16 protein-coding genes are annotated in these 22281 nt (G+C 72.8%); 7 read left to right on the plus strand and 9 right to left on the minus strand.

Annotated features, from left to right (window positions below; genetic code table 11):
• Positions 1–1101, minus strand: coding sequence for a protein phosphatase 2C domain-containing protein (locus tag ACGFML_RS23050; RefSeq protein ID WP_393546498.1), 1101 nt, complete (start codon positions 1099–1101; stop codon positions 1–3).
• Positions 1102–1265: 164 nt separating this feature from the next.
• Here ACGFML_RS23050 and ACGFML_RS23055 point away from each other — a divergent pair, with 164 nt between their 5' ends.
• Complete coding sequence (locus tag ACGFML_RS23055; protein ID WP_393546500.1) at positions 1266–1748, plus strand: DUF456 domain-containing protein; 483 nt, start codon at positions 1266–1268, stop codon at positions 1746–1748.
• 94 nt (positions 1749–1842) lie between these two features.
• Here the strand turns inward: ACGFML_RS23055 and rsgA are convergent, their stop codons facing one another.
• Positions 1843–2970, minus strand: a complete 1128-nt coding sequence (gene rsgA / locus ACGFML_RS23060) for a ribosome small subunit-dependent GTPase A (RefSeq protein WP_393546502.1) — start codon at positions 2968–2970, stop codon at positions 1843–1845.
• A gap of 441 nt (positions 2971–3411) precedes the next feature.
• A complete protein-coding gene (locus ACGFML_RS23065) occupies positions 3412–4482 on the minus strand; it encodes a tetratricopeptide repeat protein (protein ID WP_393546504.1) in 1071 nt (356 codons plus the stop codon).
• A 529-nt stretch (positions 4483–5011) separates the two neighbouring features.
• Here ACGFML_RS23065 and ACGFML_RS23070 point away from each other — a divergent pair.
• Positions 5012–6010 carry an alpha/beta hydrolase gene (locus ACGFML_RS23070; protein ID WP_393546506.1) on the plus strand — a complete coding sequence of 333 codons (999 nt, stop codon included), beginning with the start codon at positions 5012–5014 and terminating at the stop codon, positions 6008–6010.
• 77 nt (positions 6011–6087) lie between these two features.
• On the opposite strand, the gene ACGFML_RS23075 is transcribed toward ACGFML_RS23070, so the two are convergent.
• Positions 6088–7317, minus strand: a complete 1230-nt coding sequence (locus ACGFML_RS23075) for an MFS transporter (RefSeq protein WP_393546508.1) — start codon at positions 7315–7317, stop codon at positions 6088–6090.
• 54 nt (positions 7318–7371) lie between these two features.
• Between ACGFML_RS23075 and ACGFML_RS23080 the strand changes: the two genes are divergently transcribed.
• Positions 7372–8115 (plus strand): AraC family transcriptional regulator, encoded by a 744-nt coding sequence (locus tag ACGFML_RS23080; RefSeq protein WP_393546510.1) that lies wholly within the window; start codon positions 7372–7374, stop codon positions 8113–8115.
• A gap of 24 nt (positions 8116–8139) precedes the next feature.
• On the opposite strand, the gene ACGFML_RS23085 is transcribed toward ACGFML_RS23080, so the two are convergent.
• From ACGFML_RS23085 to ACGFML_RS23095, 3 genes are all read right to left on the minus strand, one after another.
• Positions 8140–8838 (minus strand): haloacid dehalogenase type II, encoded by a 699-nt coding sequence (locus ACGFML_RS23085; protein WP_393546511.1) that lies wholly within the window; start codon positions 8836–8838, stop codon positions 8140–8142.
• 125 nt (positions 8839–8963) lie between these two features.
• Positions 8964–10400 carry a SufS family cysteine desulfurase gene (locus ACGFML_RS23090; RefSeq protein WP_393546513.1) on the minus strand — a complete coding sequence of 479 codons (1437 nt, stop codon included), beginning with the start codon at positions 10398–10400 and terminating at the stop codon, positions 8964–8966.
• A complete protein-coding gene (locus ACGFML_RS23095) occupies positions 10387–11769 on the minus strand; it encodes a family 2B encapsulin nanocompartment shell protein (protein ID WP_393546515.1) in 1383 nt (460 codons plus the stop codon). Before ACGFML_RS23095 ends, ACGFML_RS23090 begins: the two co-directional genes overlap by 14 nt.
• A 412-nt stretch (positions 11770–12181) precedes the next feature.
• Between ACGFML_RS23095 and ACGFML_RS23100 the strand changes: the two genes are divergently transcribed.
• Positions 12182–15052: a SpoIIE family protein phosphatase gene (locus ACGFML_RS23100; protein ID WP_393546517.1), complete on the plus strand. Its 2871-nt coding sequence runs from the start codon at positions 12182–12184 to the stop codon at positions 15050–15052.
• 83 nt (positions 15053–15135) lie between these two features.
• Here ACGFML_RS23100 and ACGFML_RS23105 read toward each other — a convergent pair whose 3' ends face one another.
• Positions 15136–15624, minus strand: a complete 489-nt coding sequence (locus ACGFML_RS23105) for a hypothetical protein (RefSeq protein WP_393546519.1) — start codon at positions 15622–15624, stop codon at positions 15136–15138.
• Positions 15625–16068: 444 nt separating this feature from the next.
• Between ACGFML_RS23105 and ACGFML_RS23110 the strand changes: the two genes are divergently transcribed.
• A complete protein-coding gene (locus ACGFML_RS23110; protein ID WP_393546521.1) occupies positions 16069–16848 on the plus strand; it encodes a hypothetical protein in 780 nt (259 codons plus the stop codon).
• Between the two features lie 415 nt (positions 16849–17263).
• Positions 17264–17986, plus strand: coding sequence for a transcriptional regulator (locus ACGFML_RS23115; protein WP_393546523.1), 723 nt, complete (start codon positions 17264–17266; stop codon positions 17984–17986).
• A 49-nt stretch (positions 17987–18035) separates the two neighbouring features.
• Here ACGFML_RS23115 and ACGFML_RS23120 read toward each other — a convergent pair whose 3' ends face one another.
• Complete coding sequence (locus ACGFML_RS23120; protein ID WP_393546525.1) at positions 18036–19475, minus strand: nucleobase:cation symporter-2 family protein; 1440 nt, start codon at positions 19473–19475, stop codon at positions 18036–18038.
• Positions 19476–19909: 434 nt separating this feature from the next.
• Between ACGFML_RS23120 and ACGFML_RS23125 the strand changes: the two genes are divergently transcribed.
• Positions 19910–22267, plus strand: a complete 2358-nt coding sequence (locus ACGFML_RS23125; RefSeq protein ID WP_393546527.1) for an FHA domain-containing protein — start codon at positions 19910–19912, stop codon at positions 22265–22267.
• Positions 22268–22281: the final 14 nt, after the last annotated feature.

Consider the following 22281-nt stretch of genomic DNA (forward strand, 5'->3'; position numbering starts at 1 on the left):
CTACGACTCCCACACCCCTACGGCCGTGCGGTCCTTGGCATGTCCCTGGACGCGCAGCCGGGCGGCGGTCAGGAATCCGTCGAGGCCGGGCGGCCCGGCACCCCAGCACTCGGCCAGTCGGGCGGCGTATCCGGCGTCCTCGCGCAGCGGCTCCGCCAGGCCCGCGCTGCACAGCAGCAGGGTGTCCCCGGCGCGGGCGGTGGCCGGCCGGAAGAGGAACGGGGCGGCGGCCGTCGTGCTCGGCTCCAGGTCCTGCCAGCCGCCGTCGCGCAGCCGGAAGAGACCCCCCGCACCCGCGCCGAAGAACACCCGGGTGCGGCATTCGGGGTCGGCGGGCAGCAGCAGGCAGCGCAGCGCAGCCGTGTCGTCCTCGGGCGCGGCGCCGGGCTCCGTCGCCCGGCCGCGCAGCGTGCCGTAGCCACGGCCGGTCAGGCGCTGCAGGCCGGATCTGAGCGCGTCGCGGCGATCCGTGCGGATGTCGTCGGCCAATCGGGTGCAGCTGCGGCCGACGGCGGCGCCGATCCGGCCGCACGCCTCCCGGGCGGCGCGCCGGGAGCCCTCGGTGCCCGGCGGGCAGCTCGCCACGGCAACCAGGATCAGGGTGTCCCGGCCGGTGCCGAACCGCGCGGTGAGCAGGGCGTCGCGGCGGGGTTCGCCCTGGTAGCGGGCGGCGGCGCCGCGGAGCGAGGCGGCGCGCAGGGTCAGCGTGCCGTACGCGGCGCCGTCCAGTTCGGTGTCGGGCACCAGGGCGTCGAGCGTGTCCGGGTCGGCGGCGGGGAGCGCCACCGGCTCCGGGCAGTGACCGGGGGCGTCCGTGGGCGGGCCGGGGGCGGGCAGCCGCGCCGGGGGTACGGACCGGGCGGGCGGGGGCGGGTACGGCGTCCGCGGCGCCCGGCCGGCCGCCTGGTCCGGCCGGCCCGCCCGCGGCGGGCCCAGCGCCCGCAGCGCCGAATGCACCCGCTCGTCGAGGGTGTCCGGCGCGTCCGAGGGCCCGGTGTCGCGCGGTCCGCCGTATGCCGGTCCGTCCGTGCGCTCTCCCTCGCCGTACAACTGCCGCCACCACTGGTCCTCATGGCCGCGCCGTGCCCCCTGCTCCGTCATGGCCCGCATTGTCCCCGGATGCGCGCGGCGGAAACAGGGCGCGAAGAGGCACCGGGCGGCCTGCTCTCCCGGGGAGCGGGCCGGGGCCGTCTCCGGCAGGCTTGGGCCATGAGAGAGCACAGCGTGGGGCTCCGCCCGGCGGAAGGCTGGGGGAGAGCCGTCACATGAGTGTGTGGCAGCCGGTCGCGGTCGGCCTGGTGATGCTGCTCGGGGTGTGCGGCGTGCTGCTGCCCGGCGTCCCCGGGCCGCCGATCGTCTGGGCCGGCGTGCTGTGGTGGGCGATGACCGAGCAGACCGGCGCCGCCTGGACGATCCTGATCTCCGCCACCGTCGTGCTGCTCCTCGCCCAGGCCCTCGTCTGGCTGCTCCCGGCCCGCGACCTGCGCTCCGTCGCGGCGCCGTACCGCACCCTGTATCTGGCAGGAGTGGCCGGGATCGTGGGGTTCTTCGTGCTCCCGGTGATCGGCGGCCCGCTCGGTGCCGTCGGCGGTCTCTACGTTCTCGAGCGCGTCCGGCTCGGCAGCCACGGCGACGCCTGGGCCTCCACCCGTACGACCATGCGCGCCGTCGGCCTGAGCGTGCTGATCGAGCTGTTCGCCTGCCTGCTGGTGTTCGGTGCCTGGGTGGGGGCCGTCCTTGCGAAGTGAACGGCGTACGGCCCCTGTCCCCGCGCCGGGGCGCACCCCGGCGCCGGTGGTGCTGCCGGGCCCGTTCGTGGCGGGCCCGGCAGCCGGGTACGCGCTACCTGCGCTGCCCCCGCTTGCGTTCACCCATGTGCCGGCCCAGCGCCTGCTTCTGCTTCCAGTCCCGCCGGATCTCCGCCCGCAGCCGGGCGTCGGTCTTCGCGACGAGGTGCAGGTTCTCGCGCTGCAGCTTCCGGTAACTCGTCAGCCGGCGCTCGGACAGTGTTCCGCTCTCGACGGCCGCCAGCACCGCGCAGCCCGGTTCCGCGCCGTGCCCGCAGTCGTGGAACCGGCAGTCCCCGGCCAACGCCTCGACGTCCGAGAACGTCCGCGCCAGCCCGGACTCCGCGTCCCACATCCCGACGCCGCGCAGCCCGGGGGTGTCGATCAGCACCCCGCCGTGGGGCAGCGCCAGCAGGTCCCGGGTCGTGGTGGTGTGCCGTCCCTTGCCGTCACGGTCCCGGATCGCCTGCACCTCCTGGACGTGCTCCCCGACCACGGCGTTGGCCAGCGTGGACTTTCCCGCGCCGGACCGGCCCAGCAGCACGGACGTGCCGCCCGCGAGCACCGCCGAGAGCGTCTCGACGCCCTCGCCGGTCTCCGAACTGACCGCCAGCACCTGCACACCGGGGGCGGCGCTCTGCGCGTCCGCGACGAGATGCGCCAGCCCTGCCGGGTCTCCGGCCAGGTCGGCCTTGGTGAGCACCACCAGCGGCTGGGCGCCGCTCTCCCAGGCGAGGGAGACGAACCGCTCGATCCGGCTCAGATCGAGCTCCTCCGCCAGCGAGATGGCGATCACCGCGTGATCGACGTTCGCCGCCAGCACCTGCCCCTCCGACCTCTTGGACGAGGCGGAGCGCAAGAACGTCGTACGGCGCGGCAGCAACGCCCGCACGACACCGTCGAGATGGTCGCCGGTGCGACCGTTCTCGAGATCGATCGCGGCCCAGTCGCCGGTGCACGGCACCCGCATCGGGTCGCCGGTCGCCACCAGGGCGGTGTCCGCGAGCACCGTCCGGATGCCCGTGCCGTCCGGCACGACCACGTCCACCCGTCCACGGTCCACGCGGACGATGCGGCCGGGCACGAACCCCTGCCCGGCAAAGGGGGTGAAGCTCTCCGCGAACCCGTCGTCCCAGCCATAGGCGGTCAGCGGATGCGCAGCAGAAAGATCGAGGTCGAACAACGGGATGACCCTTCGGAAAGGAGCGGTCCCGGCTCCGCGCACCACGCGCGAGAAGAGGTGAGAAGTCGAGTCAGCCGGAGACCGCGGAGGAGAGATTGATGATCTTGTGGATGCGGGCAGCACCCGTCGCGATGACAGTCATCAGTACGTACCTCCCGGGTCGTCAACAGCCAACGACGGCGACAACCTCAGGCCACCGTCCGGACGCTGCCGACCTTAGACCGGCCCCGATCGACAGCGCCAACCCTTTTCCTGATCGGTTCCCCTCGGCTCGAAGGCGCCGCGCACTCTCGATGTCGGTGGCCAGGGCACTCCGGCGGGGAGGGGTTCTGGAGCCGTCCGGGACCGCTCGCGCCCTGCCGTGCGGAGCGACCCAGGTCCTCCTGCGAGTCGATTCGTCGAACCCGTCCGACTGGTGAAGGGGCGCCGATGGGGCGCCGATCACGACGAGCGCTCGGCGGCCCCCGTCCGGCAGTCCGTGCACTCTTCGAGTCCCGCGAGCGCCTGCGCACGCTCCTCGGGGTGCTCGTCGGCTCCGGGCAGGGCGAGCGCGGTGTGGAACTGCTCGCGTGCCTCGGCGACGCGGCCTGCCGCGGAGTAGGTGCGGCCCAGCCGGTACCGGATGTCCATCTCGAGCCGGTCGCGGTGGGGTTCGGTCAGCGGGCACAGCGTCCGGTGTCGGGAGAGGGCCTCGTGGTGGAGGTCCGCGGCGACGCTCAGGTTTCCCGCGCCGTGTTCCGCCGTGCCCAGCCGGGTCAGGATGATCGCGTGCAGGAGGACGTCCCCGACCCGCTGGGCCAGGTCGGCCGCGTGGCAGTAGAGGGTCTTGGCCCGACCGTACCGTCCGAGGGCGAGGTGGACGTCGGCGATGCAGGTCAGGGCCTTGCTGATCAGCCGGGGCCGGCCGTTCGTCTCGGCGTGGGCGAGGGCGGGGGTGTAGCAGGCCGGCGCCTGGTCGTACCGCCCCCGGAGGTGGTGGACCATGCCGACGAGGCCGAGCCCCAGCGCGGCGAGCCAGTGGGCGTCGAGCCGCTGCGCCTGCTCGATCGCCGTGGTGACCGAGGGAATCGCCTGTTCTCCCCGGCCCAGATTCAGTTCGGCGGCTCCCAGCCCGCACCGGGCCCGGGCCTCCTCGTGCCGGTCCGCGCGGTGACGGCTGAGGTGCAGCGCCTCGGAGAACCAGGCGCGCGCTGTGCGGTAGCGGCCCTGGTGGATGTCGGTGATGCCCAGGCATCGCCGGTCTCCAAACCTCCAGGGTGACCCGTCGATCGGATACCCGCCCCGGCCGCTACGGATCAGCGACCCCGCCGGTCCGGCGCCTTCCGCGTCCGGCGCCTTCCGCAGCGGGTAGACGTAGCTCGGCAGTACCCGGCGACCCGAGCCCGGCGGCTGTGCGCCCCACACGTCGTCGAGCAGCTGCTCATGGCTGACCAGTGTGCCCGGACGCAGCGCCAGCGCGGCCGGCACCGCCTGCCGTCGCACCGGCCCCACGTCCAGCGGCGGCCCTCGCACCAGGCCCGCACCGGCCCCAGCACAGCGATCCGAAGCCGCCCGGAAATCCCCCGTCCACCCCGAAGCATCCGCTCCCGCCCCGCACCGCTGTCGGCATCATCGAGATTTCACTCGCATTTCAGCGCCTCACGCAACGGTTGGCAAGACCACCGAGAACGCGGGGAAGCAGGGGGACGGCGAGAGATGGCAGGCACCGGGCGCAGCGCGCGGCAGACGCCCCATGGCGCACCGTGGCCTCGCCCGGTTCCGCCGGCGGAGGCCGACACGTCCGGCACCGCGCGGTCCGTCGCGGCCGGTTCCGCGGCGGATCCCCAGGAGGACTCGCCACACGGGGCGGCAGCCGTCGGCGACGGGGAATCCCCGCCGCCGGTACCGCTCCGGCGCTCCGGCGCTCCGGCGCTCCGGGGAGCCTTCCCGACCGTCGCGGCATGTCCCCTGCGGAGATGCCGGGACGCGAGCGGGCGCCGATGACCCACCCGAGAGTTCTGCGGCAACCGAACCGTTCGTGCCACGTCCCGACCAGGAGGTCATGTTGAGCGAGCACCGCTCCACCCGCAGGAGTGTCCTGAAAGCCGTCGGCGGAGTCTCCGCGGCGATGGCCCTCGGCGGCGCAGGCGTCCTTGCGTCGGCGTCGACGGCCAGCGCGGCCGACGACGGCTCCGGGCTGCGCATCGTGGACCGACGCGAGGACGACCCCCGCATGCGCTACTACCGGTTCCGGACCGACGCGATCGGCTGGGACCCCGCCGTCAACGTCCTGCTGCCGGACGACTACCACACCAGCGGGCGCACCTACCCGGTCCTCTACCTGTTCCACGGCGGCGGTACCGACCAGGACTTCATGACCTGGGACCGGCTGCCGAACGGAGGCATCCGCGCCTGGACCGCCGGAAAGCCGGTCATCGTCGTGATGCCCGACGGCGGCCACGCGGGCTGGTACTCCAACCCGGTCAACTCCCTCTCCGGCCCCCGGAACTGGGAGACCTTCCACATGGCCCAGCTGCTGCCGTGGGTCGAGGCGAACTTCCGGACGTACGCCGAGTACGACGGCCGCGCCGTGGCCGGGTTCTCGATGGGCGGCTTCGGCGCGCTGAAGTACGCGGTCAAGTATCCCGACCGCTTCGCCTCGGTGAGCGCCCACTCCGGCCCGCCCAGCCTGCGCCGCGACCTCGGCGCGGTCGCCCATTGGGCCAACGTGTCCTCCGCGGCCCTCGACCTGGCCGGCGGCACGATCTACGGCGAGCCGTGGGACGAGGCCAAGGTCAGCGCCGACAACCCGATCGAGCACGTCGAGACCTACCGCAACAAGCGGATCTTCCTGGGCGCCGGTACCAGTCCCAACCCGGTCGATCCCTTCGACCTGCTCAACGAGACCGAGGTGCTCGCCGGTCAGCGGGAGTTCCGAGCCCGCCTGGACGACGCAGGCATCCGGCACGAGTGGCACGAGGAGCCCGGGGGGCACTTCGTCCGCCCCGAGTTGGCCATCCGCGACCTCGACGGCATCGTCGCCCGACTCCGTCAGGCGTAGGGACGGCCGCCTGTGCGACGGCGGGCGGCCGGGCGGCGGCGGACTTCCGCCGCCGCCCGGCTCCGTGTTGTCGGGCGTCAGCGGTGCTGCTGCGGGGCGGCGGAGAGGGCGTTCGTCGAGTCGTCCCCGGCCTGCCGGTCCGGCTCCGCGGGCCCGGGCGCGGGGGGCTCGGGCGCGGGGGGCTCGGGCAGCGTCCGGAACAGCAGCCAGCTCAGGGCGGGCATCAGGATCAGCGGGGCCAGGGCCGTTTGCAGGGAGGTGGCGTCGGCGACCTTTCCGATGAGCGGGCTGACCAGGCCGCCGATGCTGACCGTCAGGCCGAGGGTGATGCCGCCGGCGGTGCCGACGCGCGTGGGGAGGTAGTCCTGGCCCAGGGTGACCTGGAGCGAGAACGGGATGTAGAGGCCCGCGGAGGTCAGCGCCACGAACAGATGGACGGCCGGGCCGGGGACGAACACGACCCCGGCGACGGCGGCTACGGAGACCAGGTAGGAGCCGCGCACGACGGTGACCCGGTCCCAGCGGCCGGCCAGATCGCCGCCCACCACGGTGCCGACCGCACCGCCGAGGTAGAGCACGAGCAGCGCCGCGGTGCCCGCCGCCGTACCGCCGCCCGTCCGCTGCTGGACGTGGAACGGGAGGAAGGTGCTCAGGCCGACGAAGGCGATCGACCGGCAGACCACGGCCAGTGACAGCTTCACGAACGAGACCCTGTCGTCGGTCCCCGTGCGGGCCGCGGCGCCGGAGCCGGCGCGCGTGGCGCCGCTCAGTGCGCGCAGGACGGGCAGGCACAGGACGCTGCCGGCGAGGGCCGGCACCACGAGCAGCGGCGTGAGCCGCAGACCACCGCCGGCGATCACGGCGGTGACCATGACGGGCGCGAGGGCGAAGCCGAGGTTGCCGCCGAGGGAGAACCAGCCCATCGCGGCGTGGCTCCCCTTGCTCGCGATGCGCGCGAGACGGGCCGATTCGGGGTGATAGGCGGCGACCCCGACGCCGGACACGGCCACGAACGCCAGCGTCGGTGCGTACGCACCACTCAGGCCGCTCAGGGCGATCCCCAGTCCGCCGAGGACCGTGCTCAGCGGCAGCAGCCAGGGCATCGTCCACCGGTCGGTGAGCACGCCGAAGAGCGGCTGCGCCACCGAGGACAGGAGCGAGGCGGCCAGCACGACGCCCGACACGGCGGCGTAGGTGTAGGCGCGCTCGGCGACGAAGAACGGCACGAGCGACGCCACCGCGCCCTGGTAGACATCCACGCAGGCGTGTCCGACCGACAGCAGGACGATCGTCTTGTTTCTTGGCACCTCGCCATGGTCATCGTTCGGCACCGTGTCGCGCTTCCGATAAACTGCCAATCAATGACGAAGATCCGCCACGAGCCGGTCGCACCGACCCGGACGCAGTGGCTGGCGCCCGGAGCGGCCATCGATGCCCACCGGCACGACGACCACCAGATCGTCTACGCCGCCCGCGGGGTGCTGGCCATCACCACCGACGCGGGCTCGTGGATCGCTCCGGCCACCCGGGCCATCTGGGTACCGGCCGGGACCGTGCACGCCCACCAGGCGCACGGCGAACTCGAACTGCATCTGGTCGGCCTGCCCGCCACCGAGAACCCGCTCCGACTGGACGAGCCGACGGTGCTCGCCGTCGGCCCCCTGCTGCGGGAGCTGATCCTCGCCCACACCCGCACCCCGCTCGACGAGGGGCCCGAACACGGGCGGCTGAGGGCCGTGCTGTGCGACCAGTTGCGGGCCTCCCCCCAGCAGCCCGTGCACCTGCCCGCTCCCACCGCCCCCCGACTGCAGGCGGTGTGCGAGATCCTGCGCGCCGATCCGGCCGACAACCGCACCCTGGCCGCACTGGGCCGGCAGGTCGGCGCCAGTGACCGCACCCTGTCCCGGCTCTTCAAGGCCGACCTCGGCATGACCTTCCCGCAGTGGCGCACCCAACTACGGCTCTACCACGCCCTGTTCCTCCTGGCCGAGGGCACCCCGGTGACCGCGGTGGCGCACCTGTGCGGCTGGTCGTCGGCCAGTGCGTTCATCGACGTCTTCCGTCGCGCCTTCGGCCACACCCCGGGAACGCACCAGCCCCGGTAGCGCTGCCCGGGTGCGCGTCCACCCTCAGCAGCCCAGCAGGGCGGCGAGCTCCGTGATGCTGTCGGCGGTCAGGTCCCAGTCCTGCTCGGGGTGGAGATCGATGCGCTGGTCCGGGCCGTGTTCGGTGGGCCGCCGCACGAAGGCGGTCCGCAGGCCGGCGGCGCGGGCGTGCACGAGGTCCTCGTTGTGCGCGGCGCAGAGCAGGACCTCCTCGGGGGCGCGCCGCAGGAGGGAGCACGCACCCAGGTAGATCTCCGGGTCCGGCTTGTAGTGGCGGAACAGGTCCGCGCCGATGACGAGGTCCCAGGGCAGCCCGGCGTGTTTGGCGATGTCGGTCAGCATGGCCACGTCGCCGTTGGAGAGCGGGCCGATGATGTAGCGGCGCTTGAGGGACTCCAGGCCCGCCACGGCATCGGGCCAGGGCGGCAAGTGATGCCACCCCAGGGTCAGTTCCGCCAGGTCCTCGTCGGTCAGGCCCTCGATCGCCAGCTTGTCGACCACCCCGGGCAGGCTCGCGCGGTGCAGGTCGTCCAGGGCGGTCCAGGGCAGTTCCCCTCGGCGCACCCGGTCCATGGACGGCATGTACTCGGCGCGCCAGGCGTCCGCCAGTGCGGCCCAGTCGGCGTGGACGCCGCGGTGCCGCTCGAGGCGGTGCGCCGTCTCCAGCAGGCCGGACCGCCAGTCGACGACCGTTCCGAAAGTGTCGAACAGGACCACACGCACGTCGGACAGCAAGATTTCCCCCGGTTTCTCGGCACATTCCTCGGCGCCGACCAGGATAGCCCGACCGCGTCCCCCGGGAGGCTTCGGTCGCGCGTCCCTCCCGGAGGGACGCGCGCCGGGTGGGATCAGGTGTCCTGCTGCAACCTCAGCAGGGACGCGGCCAGTTGGTCCACCTCCTCCGGGGTGTTGTACAGGGCGAGCGAGGCACGGGCCGCGCTCGTCAGGCCGTAGTGGGCGAGGGCCGGCTGGGCGCAGTGGTGGCCGGCACGGACGGCGATGCCGTCGCGGTCCAGCCACTCCGCGATCGCCGCCGGATCGTGGCCCGCGAGGGTGAAGGTGAGGACGGCGATCCGGTCGGGTGCGGAGCCCAGGAGCTCAAGTCCCGGTACTGCGGCGAGGGTGTGCTGTGCGTAGGCCATCAGGGAGGTCTCGTACGCGGCGACGGCCTGCCGGTCGAAGGAGGTCAGCCAGTTGAGCGCGGCCAACAGGCCGACCACGCCGGCGATGTGCCCGGTGCCGGCCTCCAGTCGGTGGGGGACGGGGGCGTAGGTGGTGTGGGAGAAGTCCACCGACTCGATCATGTTGCCGCCGCCCTGCCACGGCGCCATGTCCCCGAGGATCTCCGGCTTGGCGTACAGGGCGCCGATGCCCGTGGGGGCGAACAGCTTGTGGCCGGAGAACACGTAGAAGTCGGCGTCCAGGGCCTGCACGTCGACGGGGAAGTGCGCCACCGCCTGTGCCCCGTCGACCAGTACCTTCGCTCCGTAGCGGTGCGCGAGCGCGGTCATCTCCCGCACCGGTGGGACGGTGCCGAGCACGTTGGACGCCTGGCTGACGGCCACGAGCCGGGTGCGCACGGAGAGCAGGTCGGCGTAGGCGTCGAGGTCGATCCCGCCGTCCGGGCCGAGCGGTACGGGTACCACCCGGGCCCGAGTCTCCTTGGCGAGCAGCTGCCAGGGGACGATGTTGGAGTGGTGTTCGAGGACCGGCACCAGGATGTCGTCCCCGGGGCCGAGGTGGCTGCGTCCCCAGCTCTGGGCGACGAGGTTGATCGCCTCGGTGGTGCCGCGGACGAAGACGATGTCGTCGGGGGACGCGGCGCCCAGGAACCGCGCGACCGCCGCCCGGCCCGCCTCGTACATCTCGGTGGCCTCGCGGGCCATGGTGTGCGCGCCGCGGTGGATGTTGGAGTTGGCCGCGCCGTAGAAGCCGGAGAGTGCCTCGATGACCTGGCGGGGCTTTTGTGTGGTGGCCCCGTTGTCCAGCCAGACCAGGGGGTGTCCGTTCACGGTGCGGTGCAGGATCGGGACGTCCCGCCGCGCCAGTTCGGGCGAGAAGCCGCCGGGCGGAGCGGCAGGATCCGAGGGGGACTGCGGGGCGGACTGTGGGGCGGACTGCGGGTGGGGCGGGGCCGTGGTGCCGCCGCCCGCCGGGTCCGCCGCGCTTCCCGGGAGGGCCGTGCCCGCCGGAAGAGCCGTGCCGTTCGGGACGGCCGTGCCCGCCGGTGACGGGTACCCGGCCGTCACCGGCCGCAGCGCGCGGTCAACGTCAGGAATAGTCATGGTAGTTGGACACCTCGACGTTCTTGAGCACCGCCAGCGCGTCCTCCACCAGCACCGCGGTATTGAAGTACGCCGTCATCAGGTACGAGGTGATGCCCTTCTGGTCGACGCCCATGTTCCGCATCGCCAGGCCCGGTTCGACCTCGTCCGCGATCTTCTCCGGGCGCAGCCCCACCACGCCCTGTTCCGCCTCACCGACGCGCATCAGCAGGATCTCGGTCGTGCCGATGCCCGCACCGCCGGAGAAGCGCACCTTGTCGGAGGGGAGCAGCGGGACACCGCGCCAGCTCAGCAGCGGACTGCCGAACCGGGTGTCGATCACCGGGGGCACGCCCCGGCGGGTACATTCCCGGCCGAACGCGGCGATGGTCCGGGGATGGGCGACGAAGTAGCCGGGCTGCTTCCAGACGCGCGTCAACAGCTCGTCGAGGTCGTCGGGGGTCGGCGAGCCGGTGCGCGACTGCACCCGCTGCCCCGGGGAGACGTTGTGGAAGAGGCCGCATTCCGGGTGGTTGAGCAGCGAGGACTCCTGCCGCTCGCGCAGGGCCTGGACGGTGAGCTGGGACTGGGCCCGGGTCTGGTCGATGGGTCCGTTGTAGAGGTCGGAGACCCTGGTGTGCACCCGCAGCACGGTCTGGGCGAGGGTCATGTGGTACTCGCGGGGGGCGTCCTCGAAGTCCACGAAGGTGCCGGGGAGATCGGGTTCGCCGACGTGTCCGGCGCTGAGGTCCACCGGGACCTCGGCTCCGGGCAGCACGCCGTCCGTGGCGAGGTAGTTGTCCATCGCGCCCCGGACGCCCGGGTCGCGGTCGCACAGCCCGGACAGCACACTGCGGTCGACGCACAGCGCCGTGCCCGGGGTGAGCGCCCGGACGCGATAGGGCATGGGCTCCTCGCGGGTCCAGGCGTCGAGGTCGAAGAACTGGCCGTCGCCGATGACTTCGAGTACCGCGTCCTCGCCGTACCGGCCGTTGACCCGCTTCTCGGCGCGGCCCTGGACGAGGACCCACAGCCGGTCGTGCGCCTCGCCGTCCTGGGCCAGCAGCTGGCCGGCCTCGAAGCCGACCTCCGTGAAGGCGCCCGCGAGTTCGGCGAGCAGGTCGTCGTCGGCCTCGCGCAGATACGGCAGCTCGCGCAGGTCTCCGGGGATGATGCGGGGCGATCCGCTGTCGGTGTGGGTGCTGATGCGGTCGTCGCCCAGGACGTAGGTGCGACGTCGGTTGACGCGGAAGACGCCCGAGGCGACGTCCACCCAGGGCAGGGCGCGCAGCAGGTAGCGCGGGGTGATGCCGCGCATCTGGGGAGTTGTCTTGGTGGTGGTCGCGAGCTGCCGCGCGGCATCCGGGGCGAGACTCATCCGATCGTTCACGGGACCTCCTTGGAGACAGGCATGCCGGACGGACCGGCACACGGCCGATCGCGGGGCAGGCACGGGAGAACAGTCCCGAGCGTGTGGGCGGACGATGCCGCCCGCAAGCAGTCGTCGGCGGGCCGGCGGCCGGAAATCCCCGCATCGGTGAATATGCCGTTCCGCATATGCGTGCGACTGCTGCGCGTGGCACGTCCGCGACCACGCGGGGAAGCATCCGAACCTCGGGCGCGGGACACCCCGCAGACGTCTCGCCGCACTCCGCAGGCGACCTGATTTACCCTCATAAGGCCGCTTTGACATTGCTAAAGCGGCACTTATGCCACCCCCCGGGTGCTCCATGGCGCCCCCCGTGCCCCCTCCCCCACGTCGGTGGTCGCCTCGGAGTGGCGGGCAGTGCTAGACATGGGGCATGAGGGGACATTTTGGGCAACCGGGCGCCACGCGGGACGGCGCCGGGGCCCAGGCCGCGCCACCCACCTCCCCGGGCGGGCCGCTCCGCGCCTCCGCCCGGCACCTGCGGTCCCTGCTGAACGTGCACACCGTCGCGGGCCAGATGTTCGTGCTGCAGCTCGCACTGGTCGTGCTGCTCGTCATCGCGGCCGTCGCCGCCCTCGTCGTCCAGGCCCGCGGCACGGGTATGCAGGAGGCACGGCAGCGCTCGCTCGTCGGGGCCGAGACCTTCGCCCACGCCCCCGGCACCCTCCCCGCCATGACGTCCGCCCACCCCACCGCGCTGCTGCAACCGCAGGCGGAGGCGGCCCGCAAAGGGTCCGGCGTCGACTACATCGTCGCGTTCGACCGGCGCGGCATCCGCTGGACACACCCCGACCCGCGCCTGATCGGCAAGTCCGTCGTCGGCGGCTCCTTCGCCCCGGGGCTCGCGGGCCGGACGTACACCAGCACCTTCACCTCGGCCCTCGGCCCGGCCGTGAACACCACCGTCCCCGTCAAGGACGCCGGCGGCCGGGTCGTCGGGCTGGTGTCCGTCGGAATCACCGTCCAGCAGACCAACCAGCGGGTACTGCACCAGCTGCCGCTGCTCCTCGGTTCCGCGGCCGGCGTACTGCTGCTGGGGGCGGGCGGGGTCGCACTGGTCAGCCGCCGGCTGCGGCGCCAGACACACGGCCTGGACCCGGCCGAGATGACGCGGATGTACGACCACCACGACGCGGTGCTGCACGCGGTACGCGAGGGAGTGCTCATCCTCGGGGGCGACGGCCGGCTGCTGCTGTGCAACGACGAGGCGCGGCGGCTGCTGGACCTGCCGGCGGACGCCGAGGGGCGCCACATCGCCGATCTGGGCCTGGAGCCGCAGATGTTCGCGCTGCTGCGGTCCGGGCGCACCGCCACCGACGAGGTGCACCGGGAGGGCGACCGGCTGCTGGCGATCAACGTCCGCGCGACCGCCCCCTTCGGCGGACCGGCCGGAACCGCCGTCACCCTGCGCGACTCCACCGAACTGCGGGCGCTCGCGGGCAGGGCGGAAGTGGCCCAGGAGCGGCTCAAGCTGCTCTACGACACCGGGATGCGGATCGGGGCCACCCTGGACGTGACCGGTACCGCCGAGGAACTGGCCGACGTCGCGGTGCCGCGGTTCGCCGATCTGGTGACGGTCGAGCTGCTGGAGCCGGTACTGCGCGGCGCGGAGCCGCCGTGGGGCCCCGCCCCGCTGCGCCGGATGGCCGTCAGCGGACACGCCAGGGCGGACACGCCGCCGCACCCGGCGACCGAGCTGCTCACCTCGCTGCCGGCCGCGTCCGCGGAGTCCGGGGCGGGCGATGCCGCGCTCCCCGGTACCGGCGGCCCACCGCCCGTCACCGACGACACGCTCGCCGACCTGCACCGCTCGGTCCTGGAACGCGATCTGCGCACCGCGGACGGCTGGCGGGCACAGGATCCCGAGCGCACCCAGCGGATCCTGGACCACGGCATCCGCTCCCTGGTCTCCGTCCCGCTGCGGGCGCGGGGCGTCGTCCTCGGCGTGGCCCGGTTCTGGCGCGGCGAGGCGTCCGGCCCGTTCGAGGAGGAGGACCTCTCCTTCGCCGAGGAGCTGGCCGCGCGGGCCGCGGTCTCCATCGACAACGCCCGCCGCTACACCCGCGAGCACGCCACCGCCGTCGCCCTGCAACGCCGCCTGCTGCCGCAGACGTTGCCCGAGCAGTCCGCCCTGGACGCGGCGTTCCGCTATCTGCCCGCGCAGGCCGGGGTCGGCGGGGACTGGTTCGACCTCATCCCGCTGCCCGGGGCCCGGGTCGCCCTCGTCGTCGGGGACGTCGTCGGGCACGGGCTGCACGCCGCCGCCACCATGGGCCGGCTGCGCACCGCCGTCCACAACTTCTCCGCCCTCGACGTGCCGCCCGACGAACTCCTCGGCCACCTGGACGAACTGGTCGCCCATATCGACACCGAGGAGGCGCGCGAGGCCAACGGGGCCGGCATCACCGGCGCCACCTGCCTGTACGCCATCTACGACCCGACCGACGGCCGGGTCACCATGGCGCGGGCCGGGCACCCCGGGCCCGCGCTCGTCGGCCCCGACGGTGCCGTCTCCTTCCTCGACGTCCCGGTCTCACCACCCCTCGGCCTGGGCGCCTCCGTGCCCGTGGAGACCGCGGAGTTCCTGCTGCCCGCCGGCTCCCGGCTGGTGCTGTACACCGACGGCCTCGTCGAGAACCGCGACCGGGACATCGGCACCGGGCTGACGCTGCTGCGCGGCGCCCTGGCCGGCGGCGGAGACCGCACGCCGGAGGAGACCTGCGCGACCGTCCTCGACGCGCTGCTGCCCGAACATCCCAGCGACGACATCGCGCTGTTGGTGGCCCGCACCCAACTGCTGGACCCGTCCCGGATCGCCGAGTGGGACGTCCCCTCCGATCCGGCCGCCGTCGCCCCCGTACGCTCCGGCTGCGCGCGCACGCTGGAGGACTGGGGGCTGTCGGACCTCGCCTTCACCACCGAGCTGATCCTCAGCGAACTGATCACCAACGCCATCCGCTACGGCACCCAGCCCATCCGGGTCCGGTTGCTGTACGACCGCGCCCTGATCTGCGAGGTCTCCGACGGCACCAGCGCCTCCCCGCACCTGCGCCGCGCCGCGACCACCGACGAGGGCGGCCGGGGGCTGTTCCTCGTCGCCCAGTTCGCGCAGCGCTGGGGCACCCGCTACACCGCCGAGGGCAAGATCATCTGGACCGAACAGTCCCCGGACGGCGGCCCCCGGGAGGCGGGCCCCGACCTCACCGACACCCTGCTGGACCAGTGGGACGAACCGGCTCTGTGAGGGCCCCGGATCACTCCGCGCGAGTGCCGGGCGGCCCCGCGGCCGGGCGGGGGCGCCCGGCCGCCCCGGTACGCCGGCCGGTCTCAGCCCGGATACGGGCCCCCACCCGTCGGCCGCCCGGCGGCGCGCACGGCGTGGCGCCGGGCACCGCGCACGGCGGCCGCGCAGCCGGCGCCCGCCAGCCCGGCGGCGGCAAGCACCAGCAGGCTTGTCCGGTCGGCCGGCTGCCAGCCCAGCCGGGCCTGGCCGTTCAGCACGAAGCCGTCGAAGAACATCCAGCAGACGAGGACGATGACGGGCACCGGGCGGGGCCGGGCCAGTGCCGCCGCCGCCACGGTCGGCACGGCGAAGACGACCAGGGCGAGGGAGGTGTGGGCGTGGCCGCCGAGGAGCAGCACGGCCACCGCCAGCAGCGCCGAGCCGACGGCGCCGACCGGCAGGGCGAGGTCGCGGGCGAGGCCGGGCACCGGCGGCGTCCGGGGCAGGGCGCGCAGCCGGGGCAGCGCCGGGCCGTGGGGGAGACGGCGGACGGGCGGTGCGAGCAGCGGCATCCGGTGGTGCACGGCGGTCATGGGAAACCTCCTGTGGGTGGCCCTGGTATGCGACCCCTGTGGTCAGAGTCGCGCGCCGGCGCCGCCGCGGGCGGTGCGCGGCCGGGTCCTTGATGTCGCGGATACGGGTGGTGGACGGTTCCTGACGCGGCCCTGACGCGGCCCCCGCCGCCGGGCGCCCGGGCCCGCTCGACGGTGCCGTCGTCCCTCCGGCGGCGCGCCCAGGAGCACACCGGATACCGCCTTGGCCTGCGAAAGGCCGGCGGTGGGGTGGATGATCGTCGGTACTGCGTCGGTGGCGGGGCCGGTGGCGGTGGCGGCGTGCTCCTCGGTTGGGTTTCACCGGGCCGCCGCCGGAGGGCCCCGGCCCGGCGCGCGGATGTGACCGACGCGGTCGGCGTCACGCGGTGGCCGGCAGAGCGGCGCGACGGGCGGCGACCGCACTGCACCGGACGGGCGGGACTGATGATCATCGACTATGGGCGGTTCGGCGAACGGCTGACCGCCCCGTGGCCGCGGCGGGGCCAGCTCGTCGAGGAGCTGCAGCGGGAGTTCGGTTATGACGGCACGGTGGCGCCGGAGCGGGCCGTGGCGGCGGTCGCGGGCGTCCCGCAGGCGCTTGCCGGCTGGCTGGCCTCGCCGACCAATTCCTATCTCGCCGAGCGCGGGCTGTACGAGACCTTTCTGCAGTGGCCGCCGGAACCGGCGGGCGGGCACCGCGTGTTCATGACGGAGTACGAGGGATGCTGCGTCTGGGGCTACCGGTCCGCCGACGCACAGCTGCCGGACCCCGCCGTGTGGATCGGTTTCCCGGACGAGCCGGACGAGCCCTGGGACCGGCTCAGCCGCTCGGTCACCGAATGGCTGGTGCAGATGACCGTGGTGCGGGTGCTTCCGGAGTACGCGTTCCGCGGCGGTGTGCGGACGTTCGGCACCGACGAGGAGGTGCAGGGGCGTGCCGTACGGGCGGCGCTGCCGGAACTGGGCCTGCTGCCGTGGCCGGAGACCGGCAACACGTTCCACTTCTTCGGCGCGCGGGACGCGATCGTCGTGTGGACCTCCGAGCACGACGTGTGGGAATGCGCAGATCTGGAGATCTACGGCCGCACCGAGGCCGCGGTACGGGAGGCCGCCGCCCGGCTGGGGGTGACGCTCGACCACGACGAGGTCGGGGCGCCGCGGCGGGGCACGTTGGGGCGCGGCGCACCCGGACGCGCACCGGAACGCGGCGCCGGGCGCGGGTGAGCGGGGAGTTCCGCGGCGCCGCCGCGAGGGCCCGGCCCGGCGGGCCCAGGACCTGATCCACACGCCGGGCCCTGGCGGTGGCGCCACCCCGCGGGTGCCGGTCGCCGTGACCACGCCCCGCATCACGTAACGCTCTGGTCACGTCCCGTCGTCTTACCGGTCTCGATGAGCGCTACCGCCCGGTACGCACCAGTGCATCGGCTATACACGGTAAGGAAGTTGATGAGCGATATCGGACGATAACGCACAACTCCTCCCCCACCCCACGCAACCGCCCGCGGCACCTTCGGATGCAAGGAGAACTGGAGGTTCGTACGTCTCAACCATCTGTTAATCTGCCCGCCCCTGGATGTTCCTCCATCTCCCGCCCCCCAAGCACCCCTCCGCTCGCCGGGTGCAGCGAGGTGTCCCGCACGTGTACAGCACTCCGTTCTCTCCGTCAGAAGCCCGCTCCGCGCGGGCCCGGGTCGGCCTGACCACCGCCCAGGTCGCCCAGTCCATGGCGGCGTGCGGCGCCCCGGCCCGCCCCGAGCTGATCGAGGCCTGGGAGTACGGCTCCCACCTGCCGTCGGAGGCGCAGCTCTTCGCGCTGGCCGATGTCCTGTGGTGCGCGCCCACGGCCCTGATGGGCGTCGAGCCCCGGACCCTGGCCGAACACCGGATGGCCCGCCAGCTGAGCGCCGACCGGCTGGCGCAGCTGATCGGCATGGACCCCGACACCTACCGGCTGGCGGAGTCGGCACAGCACTGGACGGGCGACTACCGCCAGACCAAGGCACTGGTGGACGCCCTGGGACTGTCGCTGCGGAAGCTGATCGGCGTGATGGGACAGGTCGACGAGCTGGCCGGGCATCTGCGGACGGCCATCGACGGGCGCTGGAAGGCCCATGTCTCTCCGATCACGAAGATCACCACGCTCAACAAGACGCGGGTGAGCGACGCGCTGCGCACGATGCACGGGGAGTTCGCGGAATTCGCCGAGCGCTACATGGGGCATGTGGTGGCCCGTAACGACGACGCCCGGCTCAAGGAGGTGGCGGCCGAGCGGTCGGCGTATCTGCGGCGGCTGGTCGACCACTTCTGGGAGTTGATCGGCGAGGCCGGTGAGGCACCGCCGTTCAACTCCGTGACGCACTGAGCGCGCCGGACGCGGGCCCGACCGAGGGGCCCGCGTCCGGCGGCGCGGCTCAGTGCACGGGCGCGCCCATCGGCGGGCCCTGCGGGTCCGCCGGCTCGCCGTCCTCGATGTCGTCCCAGTCGATCTCCATCGACTTGCGGCGGGTGAGGACGTTGAAGAACAGGTTGAGCACGATGGCGGTCAGACCGCCCAGCGTGATGCCGCTGTCGAGGATCGCCTTCACGTCGGCCGGCATCCGGTCGAAGAACGGCGCGACCGCGGAGGGCAGCAGCCCGGCGCCGAGGCTGACCGCCAGGATCAGGGCGTTGCGCTCCTCACGCAGGTCCACCTTGCCCAGGATCTGGATGCCGACGGTGGCGACCATGCCGAACATCGAGATCGCGGCGCCACCGAGCACCGGGTGCGGGATGACGGCGACCACACTGCCGACCTTGGGCAGCAGCCCCAGGGCAATCATGAAGACACCGGCCGCGACCACCACGAAGCGGCTCATCACCTTGGACATCCGCACGAGGCCGATGTTCTCGGCGAACGCCACGTACGGGAAGGAGTTGAGCAGTCCGCCGAGCACGGTGGCGACGCCGTCGGCGCGCAGGGCGTCGGCGACGGTGGCGTTGTCGACCTTCCTGCGGGTGATCTCCCCGATCGCGTAGACGTCCCCGGTGGTCTCCACCATGGTGATCAGCATGACGACGACCATGGCGATGATCGGGAACAGTTCGAACTTCGGCATTCCGTAATGGAACGGGGTGCTGACACCGAACCATTCGGCGCTCCCCACCGCTCCGAAATCGACGTCGCCGAAGCACCAGGCGACGGCGGTCCCGCCGACCAGGCCCAGCAGAACGGCCAGGCTGCTCAGGTACGGCTTTCCGAGGCGGACCACGGCCAGAATGAACAGCAGGGTGCCGAGGGCATATCCGAGATTCTTGACGGAGCCGAATTCCGGGTGCCCGATCAACTGGGCGCCGCCGGCGGCGTCCTGGAGTCCCTGGGGTATGAGGGTCAGGCCGATGATGGTGAGGATCGTGCCGATGACGACCGGCGGGAAATACTTCACCAACTTGCTGAAGAACGGCGCGAAGAGGAATGTCGCGATACCCGCGGTGATGACCGCGCCGTACACGACGAGCAGTCCGGCGACGCCGCCGCCCGCGCCCAGGCCGATGGCGATCATCGGCGAGACCGCGGTGAAGGTGACGCCCTGCACGAGCGGCAGCCGGGCGCCGATCCGCCAGACCCCGAGGGCCTGGATGATCGAGGCGATACCACAGGTCAGCAGGTCCGCGTTGATCAGGTAGACGAGCTGCTCGTGGGTCAGGCCGAGGGCGTTGCCCACGAGGATGGGGACGATGACGGCCGCGGCGTAGAAGGCGAGGACGTGCTGGAAGCCGTAGAGCGCGAGTTTACCGACGGGAAGCACCTCGTCGACGGGGTGCGTTCCCTGTCCGGAGAACTGCGGGGGAGAGTGTCGGGAGGATCGTGCCATCTCTGCCTTGCCTTCACGAGGTAGGTGAATAAGAAGCGGACCGGCACCGACATGTCCGGATGGCATGACGGGACCGGCGGGGTCCTACAAAGCCGACGGTGAGCGGTGTTGCCGACACCAGGTAGCCCTGCGCTGCGCATTGTGTCCCGGTTCGACGGGACTTCCTTCGATCGGCGGTGTAAATTCCGTTATTTGCATGGAATTTACAGGTGGGGCCCATCGGAGCGCTCACCTTAGTTGACCTCCGGCATTTCTCGCGAGTAACCGGCGGTCACCGTCCGGGCCACCGCGGGCGCGCCGGCCGCCGAGGGCCGGGTGAACGGGCCGCGGACGGCCGACCGCCTCGGCAAGAGGTAGCGCCACCTGGGGTTTTGCGGGGGCCTGCGGACGTCGGCAAACAGGCGGGGCCCGGCCCGCCGCCGTAAAATCCAGATATGGCCAAGCGCCCGGATGCCAGTGCGCCGGAACTCCTCGTCGAGGCCGCCGGCGGCACCGTGGTGATGGATCCGCACCAGACCTACCACGTGGGCCGCGACCCCGCCGGGGAAGTCGTCCTCCAGGACGCCCGGGTCTCCTGGCACCACGCGGTGCTGCGGACCACGGACGGCCACTGGACGGTCGAGGACGAGCACAGCACCAACGGCACCTACACCGACGGACGGCGGGTGGAGCACTGCGACGTCGGGCCGGGCAGCGTGATCCGGTTCGGCAACCCGGCCGACGGCCCGTCTGCGGTGCTCAGCGGGGCCCCGCCCCGCGAGGAGCCCGCCCCCCGCCGGACCGAGCGGCCGTCCGCCGTCTCGCACCCCGCCGGCACCCACACCTTCCGCCGGCCCAGTTCCGTACGGCCGCTGCCCGCCACCGCCAAAACCACCCGGATCGGCCGCGCACCGGACAGCGACCTGGTCGTCGACGACCTCGCCGTCTCCCGCCGGCACGCCGAACTGCGCGCCGGGCCGGACGGCTACGAGATCGTCGACCTGGGCAGCCACAACGGCACCTACCTCAACGGCCAGCCGGTCGAGCGCGCCATGGTCATCCCGGGCGACATCATCGGCATCGGCCACTCCGCGTTCGCCCTCGTCGGCGACGAACTCCAGGAGTTCGTCGACACCGGCGAGGTCTCGCTGGACGTCCAGGGCCTGGCCGTGCGGGTCGACAAGGGCCGCAAGACGCTGCTGGACCAGGTCTCCTTCCCGGTCGGTGAGAAATCGCTGCTCGCGGTGGTCGGGCCGAGCGGCGCCGGCAAGTCGACCCTGCTCAACGCGCTGACCGGGCTGCGGCCCGCGGACGACGGCTCCGTGCTCTACGACGGCCGGGACCTCTACCGCGACTACGCCGAGCTGCGCCAGCGCATCGGACTCGTACCGCAGGACGACATCCTGCACTCCCAGCTCACCGTGCGCCGCGCCCTGGGCTACGCAGCCCGGCTGCGCTTCCCGGAGGACACCGCCAGGTCCGAGCGGCTGGCCCGGGTCGACGAGGTGATCCATGAACTGGGCCTCGACCAGCGGGCCGACCAGCCGATCCACAGCCTTTCGGGCGGCCAGCGCAAGCGGGTCAGCGTCGCCCTGGAGCTGCTGACCAAACCGTCGCTGCTCTTTCTCGACGAGCCGACCTCCGGGCTGGACCCGGGTATGGACCGCTCGGTGATGCGCATGCTGCGCGACCTGGCGGACGACGGCCGTACCGTCATCGTCGTCACCCACAGCGTGCTGAGCCTGGACGTCTGCGACCGGCTGCTGGTCCTCGCCCCCGGCGGGAAGATCGCCTATTACGGGCCGCCCGACGAGGCGCTGGCGTTCTTCGGCTTCACCCAGTGGCCGGAGGCGTTCGAGGCGTTCGAGGCGGACACCGCGCGCGACTGGGCCGGGCAGTACCGCGCCTCGCCCCTGTACCGCCGCTGCATCTCCGCCGACTCCCGGCAGCCCCCGCACACCCCCGAGTCCCCCCGGGGCCCGGTGACCGCCCACAAGGCGCAGAGCTGGAGCGGACAGCTGCGCACCCTGGTCCGCCGGTACGCGGCGGTGCTCGGCGCCGACCGCACCTTCCTGGTCATCATGGTGGCGCTGCCGTTCGTGATGGGCGCGCTGGCCCATGCCCTGGCCGGCAGCAGCTTCTCCCGGGAGTCCGCACTGAACGCGCTGCTGATCCTGTGCGTGGGTGCGGTGCTGACCGGCGCCGCCAATGCCGTCCGCGAGCTGGTCAAGGAACGCACGATCTACCAGCGCGAGAGAGCCGTCGGCCTGTCCCGCTCGGCGTATCTGATGTCGAAGGTGCTGGTGCTGGGCACCGTCACGGTCGTGCAGGCCGTGGTCCTGACCCTGGTCGCACTGTTCGGGGTCAGGCTCAACGCGCCCGGGGGCAAAGGAGTGTTGCTGCCACCCCTGATCGAAATCATCCTCGCCGTCGCGCTGTTGGCGTTCACGGCGATGATGCTGGGCCTCTTCGTGTCCGCCCTGGTGCGCAAGGAGGAGGTCACCATGCCCCTGCTGGTCCTCCTCGCGATCGTGCAGGTCGTGCTCTGCGGCGCGCTGGTGAAACTGCACGGGGTGCCGGGGCTGGAGCAGGTGGCCTGGCTGGTGCCGTCCCGGTGGGCGCTGGGCGCGATGGGGGGCACCGTCGACCTGCACCGGCTGCTGCCGACGCCGGTCACCGCGGATCCCCTCTTCCAACACTCGGCGGGGATCTGGCTGCTCGACATGGGCATGCTGATCGTGCTCTCCCTCGTCCTGGGGTTCCTGGTCACCAAGCTGCTGCGGCGGCGTGAGCCCGAGATCATGCGCAAGTAGCGCCGAGGAGCCGC

It is taken from the genome of Streptomyces sp. NPDC048650 (genome assembly GCF_043199095.1).
Classification (GTDB): Bacteria; Actinomycetota; Actinomycetes; order Streptomycetales; family Streptomycetaceae; genus Streptomyces.